This window comes from Agrobacterium sp. 22-221-1 (assembly GCF_053522445.1).
The window spans coordinates 159,857-178,187 of record NZ_JBNWCL010000006.1 but is presented as its reverse complement, the minus strand read 5'-3'; the positions used below and the strand labels follow the sequence as shown (position 1 = coordinate 178,187).

14 protein-coding genes are annotated in these 18,331 nt (G+C 61.1%); 7 read left to right on the top strand and 7 right to left on the bottom strand.

Annotation, left to right across the window (positions count from 1 at the left end; all coding sequences use genetic code 11):
• Nucleotide 1: 1 nt before the first annotated feature.
• The gene (gene ligD / locus ACQZ5N_RS11605; RefSeq protein ID WP_448732959.1) at nt 2-2,494 is read left to right on the top strand and encodes a DNA ligase D; all 2,493 of its coding nucleotides are present in this window, start codon (nt 2-4) and stop codon (nt 2,492-2,494) included.
• Nucleotides 2,495-2,506: 12 nt separating this feature from the next.
• On the opposite strand, the gene ku is transcribed toward ligD, so the two are convergent.
• The 3 genes from ku to ACQZ5N_RS11590 form a co-directional block, all read right to left on the bottom strand.
• Nucleotides 2,507-3,298, bottom strand: coding sequence for a non-homologous end joining protein Ku (ku, locus tag ACQZ5N_RS11600; RefSeq protein WP_174046520.1), 792 nt, complete (start codon nt 3,296-3,298; stop codon nt 2,507-2,509).
• An 88-nt stretch (nt 3,299-3,386) separates the two neighbouring features.
• Nucleotides 3,387-4,391 carry an inorganic phosphate transporter gene (locus tag ACQZ5N_RS11595; protein WP_003521775.1) on the bottom strand — a complete coding sequence of 335 codons (1,005 nt, stop codon included), beginning with the start codon at nt 4,389-4,391 and terminating at the stop codon, nt 3,387-3,389.
• On the bottom strand, nt 4,391-5,035 hold the full coding sequence (locus tag ACQZ5N_RS11590) for a DUF47 domain-containing protein (protein ID WP_448732958.1): 645 nt from the start codon (nt 5,033-5,035) through the stop codon (nt 4,391-4,393). Before ACQZ5N_RS11590 ends, ACQZ5N_RS11595 begins: the two co-directional genes overlap by 1 nt.
• 113 nt (nt 5,036-5,148) lie before the next feature.
• Here ACQZ5N_RS11590 and ACQZ5N_RS11585 point away from each other — a divergent pair, with 113 nt between their 5' ends.
• Nucleotides 5,149-5,691, top strand: a complete 543-nt coding sequence (locus tag ACQZ5N_RS11585; RefSeq protein ID WP_080818981.1) for an NUDIX hydrolase — start codon at nt 5,149-5,151, stop codon at nt 5,689-5,691.
• 238 nt (nt 5,692-5,929) lie between these two features.
• Here ACQZ5N_RS11585 and ACQZ5N_RS11580 read toward each other — a convergent pair whose 3' ends face one another.
• Nucleotides 5,930-9,082, bottom strand: a complete 3,153-nt coding sequence (locus ACQZ5N_RS11580) for an efflux RND transporter permease subunit (protein WP_448732957.1) — start codon at nt 9,080-9,082, stop codon at nt 5,930-5,932.
• Between the two features lies 1 nt (nt 9,083).
• Complete coding sequence (locus tag ACQZ5N_RS11575; RefSeq protein WP_448732956.1) at nt 9,084-10,244, bottom strand: efflux RND transporter periplasmic adaptor subunit; 1,161 nt, start codon at nt 10,242-10,244, stop codon at nt 9,084-9,086.
• Nucleotides 10,245-10,521: 277 nt separating this feature from the next.
• On the opposite strand from ACQZ5N_RS11575, the gene ACQZ5N_RS11570 reads away from it, so the two are divergent.
• The 3 genes from ACQZ5N_RS11570 (at nt 10,522) to ACQZ5N_RS11560 (ending at nt 13,514) form a co-directional block, all read left to right on the top strand.
• Nucleotides 10,522-11,196, top strand: coding sequence for a response regulator transcription factor (locus tag ACQZ5N_RS11570; RefSeq protein WP_059756216.1), 675 nt, complete (start codon nt 10,522-10,524; stop codon nt 11,194-11,196).
• A complete protein-coding gene (locus ACQZ5N_RS11565) occupies nt 11,193-12,527 on the top strand; it encodes a sensor histidine kinase (protein WP_448732955.1) in 1,335 nt (444 codons plus the stop codon). The genes ACQZ5N_RS11570 and ACQZ5N_RS11565 overlap by 4 nt, the downstream gene beginning before the upstream one ends.
• A 108-nt stretch (nt 12,528-12,635) precedes the next feature.
• A complete protein-coding gene (locus tag ACQZ5N_RS11560; protein ID WP_078053540.1) occupies nt 12,636-13,514 on the top strand; it encodes a DUF3313 domain-containing protein in 879 nt (292 codons plus the stop codon).
• Between the two features lie 63 nt (nt 13,515-13,577).
• Here ACQZ5N_RS11560 and ACQZ5N_RS11555 read toward each other — a convergent pair whose 3' ends face one another.
• On the bottom strand, nt 13,578-14,486 hold the full coding sequence (locus ACQZ5N_RS11555) for a hydrogen peroxide-inducible genes activator (RefSeq protein WP_127757159.1): 909 nt from the start codon (nt 14,484-14,486) through the stop codon (nt 13,578-13,580).
• A 210-nt stretch (nt 14,487-14,696) separates the two neighbouring features.
• Between ACQZ5N_RS11555 and katG the strand changes: the two genes are divergently transcribed.
• Complete coding sequence (gene katG, locus ACQZ5N_RS11550; protein ID WP_127757158.1) at nt 14,697-16,868, top strand: catalase/peroxidase HPI; 2,172 nt, start codon at nt 14,697-14,699, stop codon at nt 16,866-16,868.
• Nucleotides 16,869-17,024: 156 nt separating this feature from the next.
• Here katG and ACQZ5N_RS11545 read toward each other — a convergent pair whose 3' ends face one another.
• Nucleotides 17,025-17,201: a hypothetical protein gene (locus ACQZ5N_RS11545; protein ID WP_164865447.1), complete on the bottom strand. Its 177-nt coding sequence runs from the start codon at nt 17,199-17,201 to the stop codon at nt 17,025-17,027.
• A 217-nt stretch (nt 17,202-17,418) separates the two neighbouring features.
• Here ACQZ5N_RS11545 and ACQZ5N_RS11540 point away from each other — a divergent pair, with 217 nt between their 5' ends.
• Entirely contained in the window at nt 17,419-18,312 is an 894-nt protein-coding gene (locus ACQZ5N_RS11540; RefSeq protein ID WP_003521761.1) for a helix-turn-helix domain-containing protein, read from the top strand.
• The last annotated feature ends 19 nt before the right edge of the window (nt 18,313-18,331 follow it).

Below are 18,331 nucleotides of genomic sequence, written 5' to 3'. Positions count from 1 at the left end.
CATGGGATTGCAGACCTATAACGCCAAGCGCAGTTTCGACAAGACGCCGGAGCCCAAAGGGACGACGGCCGAACAGCAGGGCTCGAGCTTCGTGATACAGAAACACGATGCCCGCCGCCTGCATTATGATTTTCGGCTGGAAATGGACGGGGTGCTGAAAAGCTGGGCGGTGACGCGCGGCCCGAGCCTCGATCCCGAGGACAAGCGCCTTGCCGTGCATGTCGAGGACCATCCGCTCAGCTATGGCGATTTCGAGGGCGTCATCCCGAAAGGACAATATGGCGGCGGCACCGTGATCGTCTGGGATCGTGGCACCTGGCAACCGATCGGTGACGCCCGGAAAGGTTATCGCAAAGGCCATCTGGAATTCGAACTGGAAGGCGAAAAGCTCAAAGGCCGATGGCATCTGGTACGCATGCACGGAAAGCCCGGAGAAAGCCGGGAGAACTGGCTGCTGATCAAGGGCGATGACGAGGAGGCGAGGCATAAGGGCGGCGCGGATATTCTCGAAGAACGGCCAGAATCCGTAAAGACCGGGCGTAGTGTCGAGGAAGTTGCAGCCAAACCGAAAGATACCTGGAACTCCAAAACGGTATCGAAAAAGACCGTGGCTTCTGCCTCCGGCAGGAAACAGGCGCATGCGCTGCCCAAAGGCGCACGCAAACTGGCCATGCCATCCTTCGTGCAGCCGGCGCTCGCCACGCTTAAGCCGAAACCGCCTAACGGAGATCGCTGGCTGCATGAAATCAAATTTGACGGCTATCGTCTGCAGGCGCGCGTCGATCAGGGCAAGCTTCAACTGCTGACCCGCAGCGGGCTGGACTGGACGGAGAAATTCGGCAGCGCCGTGACAGGAGCTCTCACGGCGCTGCCGGTGGAAACGGTGTTGATCGACGGCGAAATCGTCGTTGAACGCGACAGCGGGGCCTCCGATTTCTCCGCCTTGCAGCAGGATCTGAGCGAAGGGCGCAGCGACCGCTTCGTGTTTTACGCCTTCGACCTTCTCTATCTCGATGGCAGCGATCTGCGCGGTGCGGCATTGAGCGAGCGAAAGGCGCTGCTCGAAAAGCTGCTGCCGGCGGGTGACCCTCATCTCCGCTACAGCCAGCATTTCGAAGAAAGTGGCGCGCTTGTTCTGGACCATGCCTGCCGGCTCAGCCTCGAGGGTGTCATTTCCAAAGTCAGGAACAGCAAATATGTTTCAGGCCGCAAGGGCGAATGGGTAAAATCCAAATGCTCGATGCGACAGGAATTCGTCATCGGCGGTTATACCGTCTCTTCCACATCCGACCATGCCATCGGATCGCTGGCGCTCGGTGTTTATGAAAATGGCAAGCTGCGCCATGTCGGGCGTGTCGGGACGGGTTATACGGGCGAAATGGCGGAGATGCTGCTTGGCCGGCTGAAGCCGCTGGAGCGCAAGGAAAGCCCGTTCGGTGAGAAACTCACCGCGCTCGCCCGCCGCGATCTTCATTTCGTCAAGCCGGAACTGGTCGCTGAAGTGGAGTTTCGTGCATGGTCGGGAGATGGCAATCTGCGTCACGCCTCCTTCCGGGGGCTGCGCGAAGACAAACCCGCAGCAGAAATCGAACGCGAGGAGAAGGCCGTGTCCGATACCCAGGCGCCGCAATCGAAGATCAAGTTCACCCATCCGGACCGGCTTTATTGGCCGGAGGACGGTGTGAAGAAGGAGGGGCTTGCCGATTATTATGCGCAGGTCTGGCGGCACATGGCGCCCTTTGTCGTCAACCGGCCGCTGGCATTGTTGCGCTGCCCGGAGGGCATAGAGGGGCAGCGATTTTTCCAGAAACATGCCTGGCGCGGCATCAACAAGGCCGTCGAGCAGATCCGGGATCCCAAGGACAAGGGCGGCGAACCGCTGATCCGCATCACCGATTTCGATGGCCTGATGGCGCTTGTGCAGTCCGCCGCGCTTGAAATCCACCCATGGGGCGCGACCACTGCCAATTGGGAAAAGCCGGACATGATCACCATGGATATAGACCCCGGCGAGGATGTGGCTTGGGAAGAGGTGATCGAAGCGGCACTTGAACTGAAGCGGCGTTTCGAAGAGGCCGGACTTGCCGCTTTCGTCAAGACGTCGGGCGGCAAGGGGTTGCATGTCGTCGCACCCTTGAAGCCGCAGGCGGGCTGGGCCCCGGTAAAAGCCTTTGCCAAGGCCATGGCGGCGGATATGTCGAAGGCCGAGCCGGAGAAATATCTCTCAGTCGCCACCAAGGCGAAACGGCAGGGCCGTATTTTCATCGACTATCTGCGCAATGGCAGGGGCAATACGGCGGTTGCGGCCTATTCGACGCGTGCGCGGCCGGGAGCCGCCATTTCAGCGCCGCTCGAATGGTCGGAACTCACCGCCGAGATCGGCCCGGCCCATTTCACCGTCAACAATATCGGCGCGCGTCTTTCCGCGCTGAAAAAAGACCCTTGGGACGGCTTTTTTGCTGCTGCCGAGCCGCTTCCGAAAAAGGCCCGCTGAAGGCAGTGAGCCTTAGCTTCTCTTTTCGGAAGCAAGGCTTTTCTTCAGCGCATCCATGATGTTGATGACATTGCCGCCGGTGCGTGCCTTCGTGCCGGTTTTCTTTTTCGAGGAGGAGACCTCCTCGCCCTTGGTCTTCAGCAGGGACTTGATCTTCTTCTGAATGGGGTCCTGCACCAAAGCCGGTTTCCAACCCGTCACCTGTTTGCCGATGCGTTTTTCCATGGCTTCCAGCAATGGCCGGTCGATTTTCATCTTCGGCTCCAGCGCGTCGATGCTTTCGCGTACCTCTTCGCCGTAATGCAGCGTCCACAGGATGATGCCTTTTCCCGACGGTTCGAGGAGCACAGCCCTTTCACGACGGTAGATTACCAGGCGCGCGATGCCGAAAACATCGTTCACCTTCATGGCTTCGCGAATGACGCTGAAGGCTTCGGTGCCGATCTTGTCTTCCGGGCGCAGAAAATGCGGACGGTCGTACCAGATCCAGTCGATCGATCCTTTCGGCACGAAGGTCTTGATATCGATGGTGCGGGTGCTTTCCAGCGCCACCGCATCGATCTCGTCATCTTCCAGCAGAACGTAATCGTCCTCGGCGCGGGGAAAACCTTTTACCTGGTTTTTGGCGGCGACCGGTCGGTGGGTGATGCTGTCGACATAACGGCTTTCGACGCGGTTGCCGGTTTTGCGATTGAGGATGTGGAAGGTGTATTTGTTGCCTTCCGTCGTCGCGGGCGTCAGCGAGACGGAGGCCGTCACCAGTGACAGCTTGAGATAACCCTTCCAGAAAACCTGTCGTGCCATGTCCGCGATCCGCATTGGTCCCCCGGAACAACAGCCACGGGGGGCTTTTGTTCCGGGAGGAGCGGCAAATCGGGGCAGGGATGAAGCGTCAGCCGAACAGCGACGTCAGCCCGTAAACCGCGGCGGAGATCAGCGCAGCCGCCGGCATGGTCACGATCCAGGCGATGACGATGTTGCCGGCAAGGCCCCAGCGCACCGCCGAGACGCGGCGGGCCGCACCGACGCCGACGATGGCGCCGGTGATCGTGTGGGTGGTCGAGACCGGAATGCCGAGCCATGTCGCACCGAACAGCGTCAACGCACCGCCGGTTTCGGCGCAGAAACCCTGCATCGGGTTCAGCCGGGTGATCTTCGATCCCATCGTATGGACGATGCGCCAGCCGCCGAACAGCGTGCCGAGCGCCATGGCCGACTGGCAGGAAATCACCACCCAGAAGGGCACGTAGAAACTCTCGCCCAGATGTCCCTGGCTGAAGAGCAGCACGGCAATGATGCCCATGGTTTTCTGCGCGTCGTTGCCGCCATGTCCCAGCGAATAAAGCGAGGCGGAGATGAACTGCATCACGCGGAAGGTGCGGTCCACGGCAAAGGGCGTCTGCCGCACGAACAGCCAGGAGACGGTGAGCACCAGAAGCAGGGCGAGGAAGAAGCCGATGGCCGGCGACATGAAGATGGCGCCCACGGTTTTCAGCAGGCCCGACCAGACGATGGAATTGAAGCCCACCTTCGCAAATCCCGCACCCACGAGCCCGCCGATCAGCGCGTGCGACGAGCTGGAGGGAATGCCGAAAATCCAGGTGACGATGTTCCAGACGATGGCGCCGATCAGCGCCGCGAAGATCACCTGCGGCGACACGATGGCCGGATCGATGATGCCGGTGCCGAGCGTTTCTGCCACATGCAGGCCGAAGAACAGGAAGGCGATGAAGTTGAAGAAGGCCGCCCAGGCGACCGCATATTGCGGGCGCAGCACACGGGTGGAGACGATGGTGGCGATGGAATTGGCGGCATCGTGCAGACCGTTCAGAAAATCGAAGAACAGCGCGATGGCGATAAGGCCGATTAGCAGCGGCAGGGCAAGTGCGACATCCATCAGACGTTCTCGATAACGATGCCGCTGATCTCGTTGGCCACATCCTCGAAGCGGTCGACGACCTTTTCGAGTTCGCCGTAGATCTCGCTGCCGATCATATAGGCCATGGCATTGCCGCTTGCGCCGTGGCGGCGAAAGAGGTCCTTGAGACCCAAATCGTGAAGTTCGTCGGAGCGGCCTTCGACGCGGGTCACCTCTTCGGCGATGGATGACAGGCGATGCGCATTCGTGCCGACCTTGTTGAGAAGCGGAATGGCTTCCGCGATGAGGCCGGCTGCGCGCACGATCTCATGACCCATTTCCTTCATCAGCGGATCGAATTCCGTTTGCTCGAAAAGACGGATGGTCTTGACGGTCTTGTGCATCATGTCGATGGCGTCATCCATCGACTGGATGAGATCCTTGATGTCGCCGCGGTCGAAGGGGGTGATGAAGCTGCGCCTGACGGCGAGCAGCACCTCGCGGGTGATGTCGTCCGCCTGATGTTCAAGGGCGACGATGAGGTCGCAGTTCTTCTCGACGTCGATGCCGCTCAAAAGTTGGTCAAGGGCCTGGGCCGCTTTGATGACGGTTTCGGAATGTTTGCTGAACATGTCGAAGAAACGGTCCTCGCGCGGCATCAGCTTGCGAAAAATACTCATCATGCGAATTGGCCCTCAATGGCGCTTTACTAGTTGTGGGGGGTGATTGTCATAAAACTGTCATAAATGCACGCGGGGCATTGATGCAACCCGGAAAATCAGCACTATCAACGGATATGAAACCCACCAAGAAAAGCCGGAAAACCCGCCCGGCTCGTGCACTGACATTGCTCCAGCAGCTTGCTGCGGTTCCGGAAAAGCTCTTCACCGGCGCTTTCCGGCAGCAATATGCCGCGCTCTGCTTCCGTTATGCCGGCAATGGCGAGGATGTCGAAATCCTCCTTGTCACGTCCCGTACCAGCGGACGCTGGATCATTCCGCGCGGCTGGCCGATGAAACGCAAGAGGCCGCACGAGGCGGCGGCAATCGAGGCGTGGGAGGAGGCGGGCGTGCGCGGCCGGGTGAAAAAGAATGCGGTTGGCCGCTATACCTATCTCAAGATGCTCGACAATGGCGATGTCGTTCCCTGCATGGTCGATGTGTTCCAGATAGAGGTGACGGAGGCGGAAACCAGTTTCAAGGAACGCGGTGAACGCCTGCTGGAATGGGTGCGCCCGGATGAGGCGGCAAGGCGCGTTCGCGATATCGAACTGAAGTCGCTTCTTGTCGATTTTCGCCCGAAGGGCAAAAAGAAGCGTCAGGGCAGCGAGAGACCGTAACCGCACGCGTCCGGCATCGGCTCCTGTGGCCAAGACTGTAATGCCGCCGCAATGGGCGATCTCCAACCTTGCCTGATGATTGTCGTCAGGTGCCGTTGCATGAAACCATGTCGTTCCGCTCTCCGCTTTTTATTGCGTTATCTCCATCCCATCATCGTCCTTGCCGTGCTTCTGGCGGGGCCAGCCGCCATTCTCCTGCTGAGGTGACGGCAGCCCCATAGATGCAAAACCGGCCTTTTCAGGCCGGCTGCTTTTGGGAAGGTTCCGCCTGATGGTTCGAATGCCCCGTTTCATCGGGCGCTTTCGGTAACAGGCGGGCAAAACGCCTGACGATGCTGTCCACATAGGACAGGATGGTCGGCACCACGATCAGGGTCAGCAGCGTGGAACTGATGAGACCGCCAACCACCGCATGGGCCATCGGCGCACGCTGCGCGCCACCGCCGCCGACGGCGAGACCGAGCGGGATCATGCCGAAGATCATCGCAAGCGTCGTCATGATGATCGGGCGGAAGCGGATGACGCCGGCATTTTCCAGCGCCTCGTTCAGCGAAAGCCCACGCCGCCGCTCGCGATTGGCGAAATCGACCAGCAGGATGCCGTTTTTGGTCACGAGGCCCATCAGCATGATGAAGCCGATCAGCGAGAACATGTTGATCGTGCTGCCGGCCACCATCAGCCCGATGAGGACGCCGACAAGCGAAAGCGGCAGGGACGCCATGATGGCGAGCGGTTGCATGAAACTGCCGAATTGCGAGGCGAGCACGATGTAGATGAAGATGACGGCCATGGTAAGCGCCGTGACCATGTGGCCGATGGTCTCCTGCATGGTTTCGGCGTCACCGCCGAAGCGGATGCGATAACCGTTCGGCAGGTCAAGACTGGCGGTCAGGCCCTGCAACGTCTCCGTCACCTCGCCAAGCGTGCGGCCGGCGATATTGGCCGAAACCAGTATCTCGCGGCGATTGTCGATACGGCGGATTTCGGCGGGAGCCGGCATGATGCCGATATCGGCAACCTGATCGAGACGCACCATCAGCGGCGCGCCGTTCGCGGCTGTGCGGCCGGTTGCGATCATCAATTCACCGAGACCTGCCGCGTCAGACCGCCGCTCGACGGGCAGGCGGATGACGATATCGTAGCTGTTGCCGTCCGCATCCGTCCATTTCGACACATCCTCGCCGCCGATGAGGGGGGAAAGCGCTGCGGCAAGATCGGAGCGGGCAATGCCGAGATCGCTCGCCGCCGCAGGCTTCAGGCGGACCGAAAGAATGGAGGTCACATCCCTGGCGCTGGAGGTCACATCCACGAGGCCGGGGATTTTCTTCATGTCTTCGACCAGACCGGTGGCGATTTTTTCGAGGACCGTCCGGTCGTCGCCGAGGGTGCTGAGCTGCACCGGGCTTTCGCCGCCGCCAAGGCCATTCTGCAGGATCGTGACCTCTATGCCGGGTATGGCTGACAGGCGTTTGCGAACCGGTTCGGCAAGGGAGAGCGGAGTTCGGCTCCGCATGTCGAGCGGCACCAGCCCCACCAATATGGCGGCCCGATGCTTGCCGGCGGCGCCGCCGGTATTGACGGTGGAATAAAGCGTCTCGACTTCCGGAAATTCCTTCAGCGCCTTTTCGACCTGCCGCACCTTCGTTGTCGTATAGTCCAGCGAGGAGCCGACCGGCGCGGTAATATTGACCTGAAAGCGGCCCTCATCGGCATTCGGAACGAATTCCGTGCCGACCAGCGACACCATGAACAGGCTGCCGATAAAGATGCCCGACGTGACTAGCAGGGTGACGAGCCGATGCCGCAGGGTCCAGCCGATGGCCCGGCGATATTGCCCGGCCATCCATTCGAAGCCGCGGTCGAAACGGGCGATCAGGCGGCCCACCGGCCCGCGCTTCGCATCGGGATGGGCGTCCGGATCGTACCAGACGCTGGACAGCATCGGGTCGAGCGTGAAGGCGACGAAGAGCGAGATCAGGACGGCGGCGGAAACGGTGACGCCGAATTCGTAGAAAAACCGACCGACAATGCCGTCCATGAAGGCGACCGGCAGGAAGACTGCCACGATTGTCGCCGTTGTTGCGATTACTGCAAGTCCGATTTCATTGGTGCCGTCGAGGGCCGCACGCAGGTGGGATTTGCCCATGTGAAGATGGCGGGTGATGTTTTCGCGCACCACGATGGCGTCATCCACCAGAATGCCGATGGAAAGCGTCAGCGCCAGCAGGCTGAGCGTATTGAGCGTGAAGCCGAGGAAATGGATCACCGCGAGCGTGCCGATGATTGCTATCGGCAATGTCAGCCCGCTAATCACCGTGCTGCGCCAGGAATTTAGAAACAGGAAGACGATGGCGACGGCGAGCGCCGCACCTTCGATCAGCGTCGTCTGTACCTGACTGACGGATTCGCGGATGGGTATCGACGCATCCGTGACGATGCGCAATTGCACGTTCTGCGGGGCAAGCTCGGCGTTGAGCGCATCGAGGCGCTTCCTCACATCGGTCGCGACCTGAACCGTATTGGCGTCCTGAACCTTGACGATGTCGATCGCCAGCGCCGTCTGGCCATTATAAAGGGCGCGGTTTTCGGCATCGGCTGCTCCTTCGGAGAGCGTTGCGACATCGCGAAGCGCAATGGCCGCGCCGCCGCGCCTTGCCACGACCATATCCAGCAGCGCCTGCGGCTCCTCGATACGCCCCTGCACCTGGATCGTGCGTTCAGAGACGGGATCGACGACGCTTCCGGCCGGGCTGTTGCTGTTGCCGGTGCGCAGCGCATTAACCACCTCGTTGATGCCGATCCCGAGGGCGCGCAGGCGCGTCTCGTCGATTGTCACATCGACCTGTCGTTTGCGGGCGCCGACCAGCGTTGCCTGCCCGACGCCGGCAACGGTCGTCAGCTGCCGCACCACCTTCTGGTCGGCAAGGCTGGTGAGAGCGGGCACACCGAGCGATGTCGAACTGATCGCAACCGATAGAACCGGCTCGGCGGCGGGGTCGAACCTCGATATGACGGGCTTTTTGGCGTCTTCCGGAAAATTCGCCTCGATGGCAGCGATCTTGTCGCGCACCTCCTGCGCGGCGGCCGAACTGCGCACCTCAAGCTTGAATTTCGCGACGACGACGGAGCGCCCCTCATAGGAGGTAGAGGTGACCTCATCGAGACCGCCAATGGCGTTCAGCGCGTCCTCGACCGGGCGTGTCACCTCGGTTTCCACCGTCTCCGGTGTCGCGCCCGGATAAGAGGTGACGACCACCACCACGGGAACGTCGACATTGGGATATTGGTCGAGGCCAAGCCGTTGCAGCGAGAAAGCGCCCATGACCAGAAGCGCAACCATCATCATGGTGGCGAAAACGGGGTGGGTAACGGATATGCGGGTCAAGAACATGTCAGCCTGCCTTATCGACGGTGACGGCCATATCGGGCCGCAATTGCGGAAGCGGCGCGGTCAGGATGGTCTCGCCATCCTTCAACCCGGCGGCAATCTCGATCAGGTTGCCGCCGTTCCAGCGCGCTCCCACCGTGACCGTCTGGCGACGAAGATGGCCGTCCTGCACCTTGAGCACATGGTAACCGGTTTCATCCTTGCGCAGGGCGATGGCGGGAACGACGAGCGCATCGTTTTTCTCGCGCAGCAGGATCGATCCGCTGGCGAACATTCCGCCCCACAGCCGGCCGTCACGATTGGCAAGCCGCAGATAGACCGCGACGAAGCGGGTGCCGTCTTCGGCGACCGGGCTGATGCGGTCGACCGTGCCTTTGACGATCTGACCGCCAAGGCCGTCAATCTCCAGTTCCGCCGTCTGGCCGAGGGCGACGCGCGGAACATCGCGCGTGGCGACAAGAACCTTCGCCTCCAGCACGCTGGTATCGACCAGCGTGAGAAGCTCGCCATCCGCGCCGACACGCGATCCCGCCTCGGCCAGCCGCCGGGTGACGGTGCCGCCGAAGGGCGCGCGGATTTCGGCATTGCGAAGGGCGAGGCGGGCAATATCCGCCTGCGCCGAAAGGCTCTGGAGCCTTGCCGTCTTTACCGCAACATCGCTCTTCGCCTTGTCGAGCTGTTCCGCCGAAGCGATGTTTTTCAGGGCAAGCTGTTCGGTTCTCGTCAGGGCCTGCATTGCCAGCATCAGCTCGGCCTCGGCCGCATCCCGGTCGCTCTGCCGCAGCAAAAGCGTCGATTGCAGCTCGTCGGTTTCGAAACGCACGAGCAGCTTGCCCGCCTGCACCGAGTCTCCGTCGCGGGCATTCATCTCGACTATCTTGCCGGCTTCACGGGCGCGGATCACCACGCGGGTGATGGGCTGAAGCTCGCCGCTGATGCCAAGCCGCTCCGCCATCGGGCGCGTGCCGATCTTCGCCGTCTCGGCTGCCGTCAGTTCGAACGGAGTGCCTGCCGGGCTCATCGCGGCAGTCTCGACGAGCCCGTTCACGATGCCTTTGACACGCTCATTCGCATCGACGCTGCCTCGCGCCGGATCGAGAGCGGTGACAACGAGAACGCAACCTGCAAGCGCTATCCCCGCCTTGATGGTTCTCTTCACCCACATGCTGAAATCCTTTCCATACCGGGACCGCAACTCGGGCGGTCGCATTGCCTCTCTTGAAGCGCATGGCATCTGGATAGGCGTCCATAATTGCAGCAGCATTACCCTTGCGAACGCAGCTGCTTAAACAGCAGGGTCTTATGTTTCATCGCCCTGATTTCATGCCTTTTTCGGAGGGGAAACCGTTATGCGGCAGGTTGGAAATGCTGTGGCGTCTTCTTTGCCGCAATACTGCCGCAACCTTTCTGGCAGACAAGGGAATGCGAAGGGACGGTGACGCATGAGACTTCTGTTGATCGAAGACGAAAAGGCAATGGCGGATGCGCTGACGGCGACGCTCGGCAGGCAGGGCATCGTCATCGACCATACGATGTGGCTCGGCGATGCGATGGAGTTGACGCGCCAGCACGTCTATGACGCCATCCTGCTTGATCGCCGCCTGCCGGACGGGGAGGGACTTGCCTTCATTCCGCAGCTGCGCCACGCTGGCATCGACACGCCGATCATTCTGTTGACAGCATTGAACGAACCGGAAGACCGCATCGCCGGACTGGATGGCGGCGCCGACGACTATCTCGGCAAGCCGTTTCTCGTCGGTGAGCTGCTGGCGCGGGTGCGTGCGGTTCTGAGAAGGCCGGCAAACCTTGCGCCGGCCGAAATCACAGCCGGCCGCATCGTTATCGATCCGCTCCATCTCAGCGTCACGATCAACTCCGTTCCCTTCGATCTGCCAAGGCGCGAGCTTGCGGTTCTCGTTGCGCTGGCAAAGCGCAAGGGCAAATCCGTGCTGCGTTCCACACTTGAGGCTGCCGTCTACAATTACGAGGAAGAGATCCAGTCCAATGCGCTCGATGCGCATATATCGCGGCTGCGCAAACGCCTGCTCGATGCCTCCGCAGGCGTTGGCGTCCACAATATTCGCGGCATCGGTTATCTGTTGAAGGAAGAGGCATGAAAGCGCAGGGCATCTCCAACTCGTCCTTGTGGTGGAAATTGAGCTGGCAGCTCAGCGTCGTCGTCTCCGCCATGATTGCCGTGGTCATCATCGGCCTTTGCTTTTACGGCATGACGATGCTTTCGCCCAATATTGCGCTCTGGGACGACCTGTCGGCAACACTTGATGAGTCGCTTTCGCTCGATCCGCAAAAAGGATTGGTCGTTACCGATGGCCCGGCATTGCAGGCCCTGAAGGCGGAGAACTCAACGCTCTGGTTCGTGGCTTCCACGCTGGACGGGCGGGTGGCGAGCTATGGCGCCGTGCCCGCCGTTTATGAGGAATTGTCGCCGTATCTGCATTTGCTGACGGATGCCGATATTCGCGGAGGAAAGGGCATCTCCGAGGTCGCCCTGGTTGAAAGCATGGAGACGAAGTGGGGTTCCGTAAGGGTCATGTTCGGCGGAACCACGCATATGAGGGGGCAGTTTCTGACGCTCCTTGCCGGAACCTACAAGATTTACGTTCCCCTCCTGGCTGTCATCTTGCCCGCCGTGTTCTTCTCGGTTCCACGCATCGTGCGCGAGGCGCTTGCAGGCCTCAGTTCCGTCGTCAAAAAGGCTCCCGAGATCGATCCGCGCCGGCCGGGCTCGAAGCTTCCGGTCGAGGATGTGCCGCGGGAGGTGGTGCCCCTGATCCTTGCCTTCAACGGCATCCTCGAACGGCTTGAAGAGCAGTTTCGGGCGCGGCAGCGTTTTCTCATCGATGCGGCGCATGAGCTGAGAACGCCGATTGCGATCATGCAGACCAGGATAGAGGGCTTGCCGGGGCCGGAGCAGCAACGCCTGATGGAGGATGTCGCGCGGCTTGGGGAGACCACCGAACAGCTTCTCGCCTTCGAAAGAAACGATCAGGTAAACGACCGGCGCGAAACGCTGGACCTCGTCGAGACGGCGCGCACCGTCGTTGCCGATCTCGCCCCGCTCGCGCTTTCGGCGGGCTACGATATCTCCTTCGAAGCGCAGATCGCGCGATATGAAATACTGGGCAACCCGTTCACCCTGCCGCGCGCCATCAGCAACATCGTGCGCAACGCCATCGACCATGGCGGGAACAGGGGGATGATCCACGTCTCGATTCTCGCCAGTGGCGAGATCGCGGTTTCCGATGAGGGACAGGGGATCGCCGAAGACCAGCGGGAGCGGATTTTCGAGCCTTTTTATCGCGTTACACCGCGCAGCACCGGGGCGGGCCTCGGCCTCAGCCTCGTCAAGCAGATCGTCGCCAACCATAACGGGCGAATCTTTCTGGACAGCAGCGCCTTCGGAAGCACCTTCCGGTTACGTTTCTGATCCTGCGTTGCGCGCGATTTCAGGGGCGGGCAATTGTAATGTTGCCGCAATTTTCGCTGTCGTACCGTGTGGGGCACAGGATCAACCATGCCAACTGGAGTACGTGCAGTGAAACAACAGTGCAGTCTGTTTGCCCGGGCTTCCGGCGACAGGGCCTCCCGCAGTCGCGGCGTCGCCTTCGCCACCTTGCCCTTTGCCATCATCATGTCCGGCTGCACTTCCGTGCCGCTCAAGGAAGGCGGTACGCTGACCTCTTATGCGCAACTCAGCCCGGTCAAGGGCAAGTTCACCAAATCGCGCACCTTCGTGGACGCCAACGGACTGGCTGGGGTCAAGACCGTCGCCATCGTGCCGACCACTTTCTCCTTCGCGGCCTCGTCGCGGGTCACATCCGAAAAGGACCGTGTCCTTGTTTCGAATGCGCTGGATCGGGCCATCTGCGTGGCGCTCAGCGATAAATACCGGATTGCCGCGCTGGGCCAGCCGGCGGACATGACGGTGCGCACGGTCATCACCGATCTGGTGCCGACCGACAAGACCATGGCCGGGGTATCGACGGCCGTGACGCTCGGCAGCGGCTTCGTCCTGCCGGTCAGCGTGCCGCGTCTTCCATTCGGGCTTGGCGGCCTCGCTGTCGAGGCGGAGGCGGTGGACAGCACCGGCGTCCAGCGCGCCGCAGCCGTCTGGTCCAAGGGCGCGAATTCCATCACGGGCAACGCCCGCGTCTCGGAAATCGGAGATGCCTACGAGCTTGCCGCCGATTTCTCGAACTACTTCTCGCGTATTCTGGTGACAGGCAAGGTCTCCGACGGGCTGAACCTCTCTATTCCCTCCGGCCATCGAATCCGGTCCGCTCTGGGCGGAAAACCGAAATATGTCGAATGCGATGCCTATGGCCGGTCGCGCGGCCTGCAGGGCATGGTGGCCGACAAGTTCGGTGCGCCACCCGAATGGACCGACAGATCCGCAAAGGCCGCGTCGCGATAGGGGCAGCCGCAAGATTTGTGGATCGCGCGCGTTGTGGCGCGCGCGATCATCCGACCTAAGTTCCTATGACGCGATGCCAAGTTTCTGAAGACCGCATTCGCGGACGATTTCGGCGATATGGCTGAACTGCGCCGCGAGCGGATTGCTCTTGCGCCACACCATGCCGATGGTGCGCGACGGGCGCGGTTCCGCGAGCCGGAACACCGAGACCGTGGATTGCCGTGTCTCCATATCGACGGCCATCTGCGGAATGAGGGTGACGCCGATGCCGGCGCCGACCATCTGCACGAGGGTGGAGAGGGAGGAACCCTCCATCAGCACGCGCGGCGGCGCATTGGTCGTGCTGCAGAAGGAAAGCGCCTGATTGCGGAAACAATGGCCTTCTTCGAGCAGCAGCAGGCGCATTTCGCCCAGCTTGTCGGCGCTCGGCACCGGCATGCCCGCATCCTCCATCGGCCGCACCAGAATGAATTCCTCCGAAAACAGCGGAACCTCTTCCAGCGCCGGCTCCGAGACGGGCAGGGCGACGATTGCCATGTCGAGCCGGGCTTCGAGAAGGTCTTCGATGAGCTTCTGTGTCACCGCCTCGCGCGGGCGTGCTTCCAGTCCGGGATAATGCCGCGTGAGCGTCTTGATCACCTGCGGCAAAAGATAGGGCGCGACGGTGGGAATGACGCCGATGCGCAGCCGGCCGCTGAGAGGGCCGTGCCCCGCACGCGCCAGATCCTGCAACTCGTCCACCGAACGCAGGATGGCCCGGGTGCGTTCGGCGAATTCCTCGCCAAGCGCGGTCAGCCGGATCTGGCGGCTGCTCCGTTCGACGAGCGGCGCGCCGATCAGTTCCTCCAGCTCCCGGATCTGCAGCGACAAGGCCGGCTGGGAAATGGCGCATGCCTCCGCCGCCCGGCCGAAATGGCCGATCTTGGCCAGAGCGTCGAAATAACGAAGATGTTTCATGGAGAGCGCAATCATAAGCTCAGCATATCGCAGCCTTTAGAATATACAATTGGAAATTATGGAACTCGGCTGTTAGTCATCTTCATGACAGAAAGAAGCTGTAGCTGTGAGAGGTTACCAGCGTCGCTGCACGGTTTTCCCATGACCTGCCGCTGGCTCTGGCTCCCACGCTGCACATGTCGAATTGATTATTTCGTTTAATTGTTAAACCCATCGGAGGGCGAAATGGACGCAACTTCAAAACCGGCTGGCAAGTGTCCTGTCATGCATGGAGGCAACACGGCCTCGGGTAAATCGGTGACCGAATGGTGGCCGAATGCGCTGAACCTCGACATTCTGCATCAGCACGACACCAAGACCAATCCGCTCGGCACCTCCTTCAACTATCGCGAAGCCCTGAAGACGCTCGATGTCGAAGCGTTGAAGGCCGATCTGCGTGCGCTTATGACCGACAGCCAGGACTGGTGGCCGGCCGACTGGGGCAGCTATGTGGGCATGATGGCCCGCGTTACCTGGCATGCGGCGGGTTCTTACCGTGTGACTGACGGCCGCGGCGGCGCCAACACCGGCAACCAGCGTTTTGCTCCGCTCAACTCCTGGCCGGACAACGTGAACACCGACAAGGGCCGCCGCCTGCTGTGGCCGATCAAGAAGAAATACGGCAACAAGATTTCCTGGGCCGACCTTATCGCGCTCGCCGGCACCATTGCCTATGACGTCGCCGGTCTGAAGACCTTCGGTTTCGCTTTCGGCCGCGAAGATATCTGGGCGCCGGAAAAGGACACCTATTGGGGTGACGAGAAAGAGTGGCTGGCGCCAAGCGACGGCCGTTACGGCGACGTGAGCAAGCCAGAGACGCTGGAAAACCCGCTTGCCGCCGTGCAGATGGGCCTCATCTACGTCAACCCGGAAGGCGTGAACGGCAAGTCCGATCCGCTGGCGACAGCGGCGCAGATGCGCGAGACCTTTGCCCGCATGGGCATGGACGACGAGGAGACCGTGGCGCTGACCGCCGGCGGCCACACCATCGGCAAGTCGCATGGCAATGGCAGCGCCGCCAACCTCAGCCCCGATCCGGAAGCCGCAGGCCCGGAATATCAGGGTCTTGGCTGGATCAATACCAAGGGCCGCGGCATTGGCCGTGACACCGTGGTATCGGGCATCGAAGGCGCGTGGACCAGCGAGCCGACGAAGTGGGACAACGGCTTCTTCGACATGCTGTTCAAGCATGAGTGGACTTTGACGCACAGCCCCGCCGGTGCATCGCAATGGGCGCCGATCACCATTGCTGAAGAAGACAAGCCTGTCGATGTCGAGGACGCCTCGATCCGCACCATCCCGATGATGACCGATGCCGACATGGCCCTGAAGGTCGACCCGATCTACCGCGAGATTTCGCTGAAGTTCAAGGACGATCAGGACCACTTCTCTGACGTCTTCGCCCGCGCCTGGTTCAAGCTGACCCACCGTGACATGGGACCGAAGTCCCGTTACTTCGGCCCGGATGTTCCGGCTGAAGACCTGATCTGGCAAGACCCGGTTCCGGCAGGCTCCACGAGCTACAATGTCGCTGCCGTCAAGGCGAAGATCGCTGCTTCCGGCCTGCCGATTGCCGATCTGGTTTCGACCGCCTGGGACAGCGCCCGTACCTTCCGCGGCTCGGACAAGCGCGGCGGCGCCAATGGCGCACGTATCCGCCTTGCACCGCAGAAGGACTGGGAAGGCAATGAGCCTGCCCGTCTTTCCCGTGTGCTGTCTGTTCTGGAACAGATCGCCGGTGAAAGCGGCGCGAGCATCGCGGATGTGATCGTCCTTGCCGGCAATTACGGTGTGGAACAGGCGGCGAAAGCGGCTGGTTTCGATATCGCCGTGCCTTTCGCGCCCGGCCGTGGCGACGCTTCCGCCGAACAGACGGATGCCGACAGCTTCGCGCCATTGGAGCCGCTGGCGGATGGTTTCCGTAACTGGATCAAGAAGGACTATGTCGTCAGCCCGGAAGAGCTCCTGCTGGACCGCGCCCAGCTTCTTGGCCTGACCGCGCCGGAACTGACGGTGCTCATCGGCGGCCTGCGCGTCATCGGTACCAACTACGCCGGTGCGGCGCATGGCGTGTTCACTGACAAGCCCGGCGCTCTGACGACGGACTTCTTCACCACGCTGACCGACATGGCCTATTCCTGGGTTCCGACCGGTAACAATCTCTATGAGGTTCGCGACCGCAGAACGGGTGTGACGAAGTATACCGCGACCCGTGTGGACCTCGTCGTCGGATCGAACTCCATTCTGCGTGCGTATGCGGAAGTTTATGCGCAGGATGACAGCAGGGAGAAATTCGTGCGGGATTTCGTTGCCGCCTGGGCGAAAGTCATGAACGCCGACCGTTTCGACCTTCTGTAAGAAAAATCCGGCTGTTTAAGAATAAACACCTCCCCGAGAAATCGGGGAGGTGTTTTGCGTTCTATCGACCGCCAAGGCGCAACGGTTGCCGTGACGGCGAAAGATTGCTGGACGCCTTATAGGCCCTCATTATCTTGTTTGCGCAGGACGGTTTCCCTATCGCCGGTCCGAGGACGGAACCGGTTTGCCGACCGGGGTTTTTCCGGCGTCTGGCGACGGGGCTTTGCCGTCCTTCTCGTTTTCATGCGCGTCCGGCCCAGCCACAATCACGCCACGGCCGTGCTCCTCGCGCTTCTTGTCTGCGAAGTCGCCCGGTTCCTTCTTGCTGTCCATGGTAATCTCCGTTGTTGCACTTCTGTCAGGAGTTCAACGGCCGTCATGAGCAGAGGTTCCAGCGCGGTCGCCGCAGCGAATGTTTCATTTTATAACGATCTTTGCTATTAACATGAATTGATAAGTCATGTTATTGGGGCGAAACGCGATGACTGGCGCGGTGCGCCCGTCTTTTGATTTCACCCGACCCAGACCCGACAACCGGACGGTACCCGCAGTGAGTTTCTGGCATTCCATGACCTGGCACACGGAAGGGATCAGCGTCACTGCGCCGGTGAAATGGCGCCAGTTCGACGGGCTGGTCAGTGCTTTCTGGGAAGCGGAAAGCCAGATGGGAGCCAAGGGTTATTATCTGGCCGCCGATCCGCGCATCATGATCTTTTTCAACGATGTCTCTTCGCGCATCAGCATGTCCAACCGCAATGGCGAATTCACCAACCATTCGCGGCCGATGACACGGGCGGTTTATGTGCCGGCTGGCGTACCGATGTGGACGAGCAGCAGCGCCACCCATCGGTTCTCGCATCTCAACCTGCATATTCACAAGGATCGCCTGTTGCGTTTCCTGTCGCCCTCAGTCGGCAGTTCGGCGGCGATGACGGCGCTGCGCCGTCCGGTCGAGATACAGGATATCGGCTCGGTGGAAACCCTTGCCGGCCTGCTTGTCGATGAGCTGGCTGAACCCTCGAAACATGCGGTCTATGCGGAAAGCCTCGTGGGCAGCATCGTTGCCGGCCTGCTGGATATTCCCGGCCCTTCGCCGGAGCAGGCCAATGGCAGGCTGACGCAGGCGCAGTTGAACAAGCTTCTTGCCCAGGTCGAAAAGCGTGGCGACGACCGTATGACGGTTGCCGAGATGGCCGATATTGTCGGGCTTTCGGAAAGCTGGTTCGCCACCGTATTTCGCCAGACCACCGGCAAGACGCCGCTGCAATGGCAATTGGAGCGGCGCATCAATGCCGCCCAGAAACTTCTGCTGGAAGGCGATCTGACGGTGGCCGATATCGCCGCCCAGCTTGGCTTTTCCGATCAGGCCCATCTGACCAAGGCTTTCCGCCAGTCCGTGGGCAACACGCCGGCCGCCTGGCGACGGCTGCACCGGCTGCTTTGATAGCGGGTCGACCCTGCGC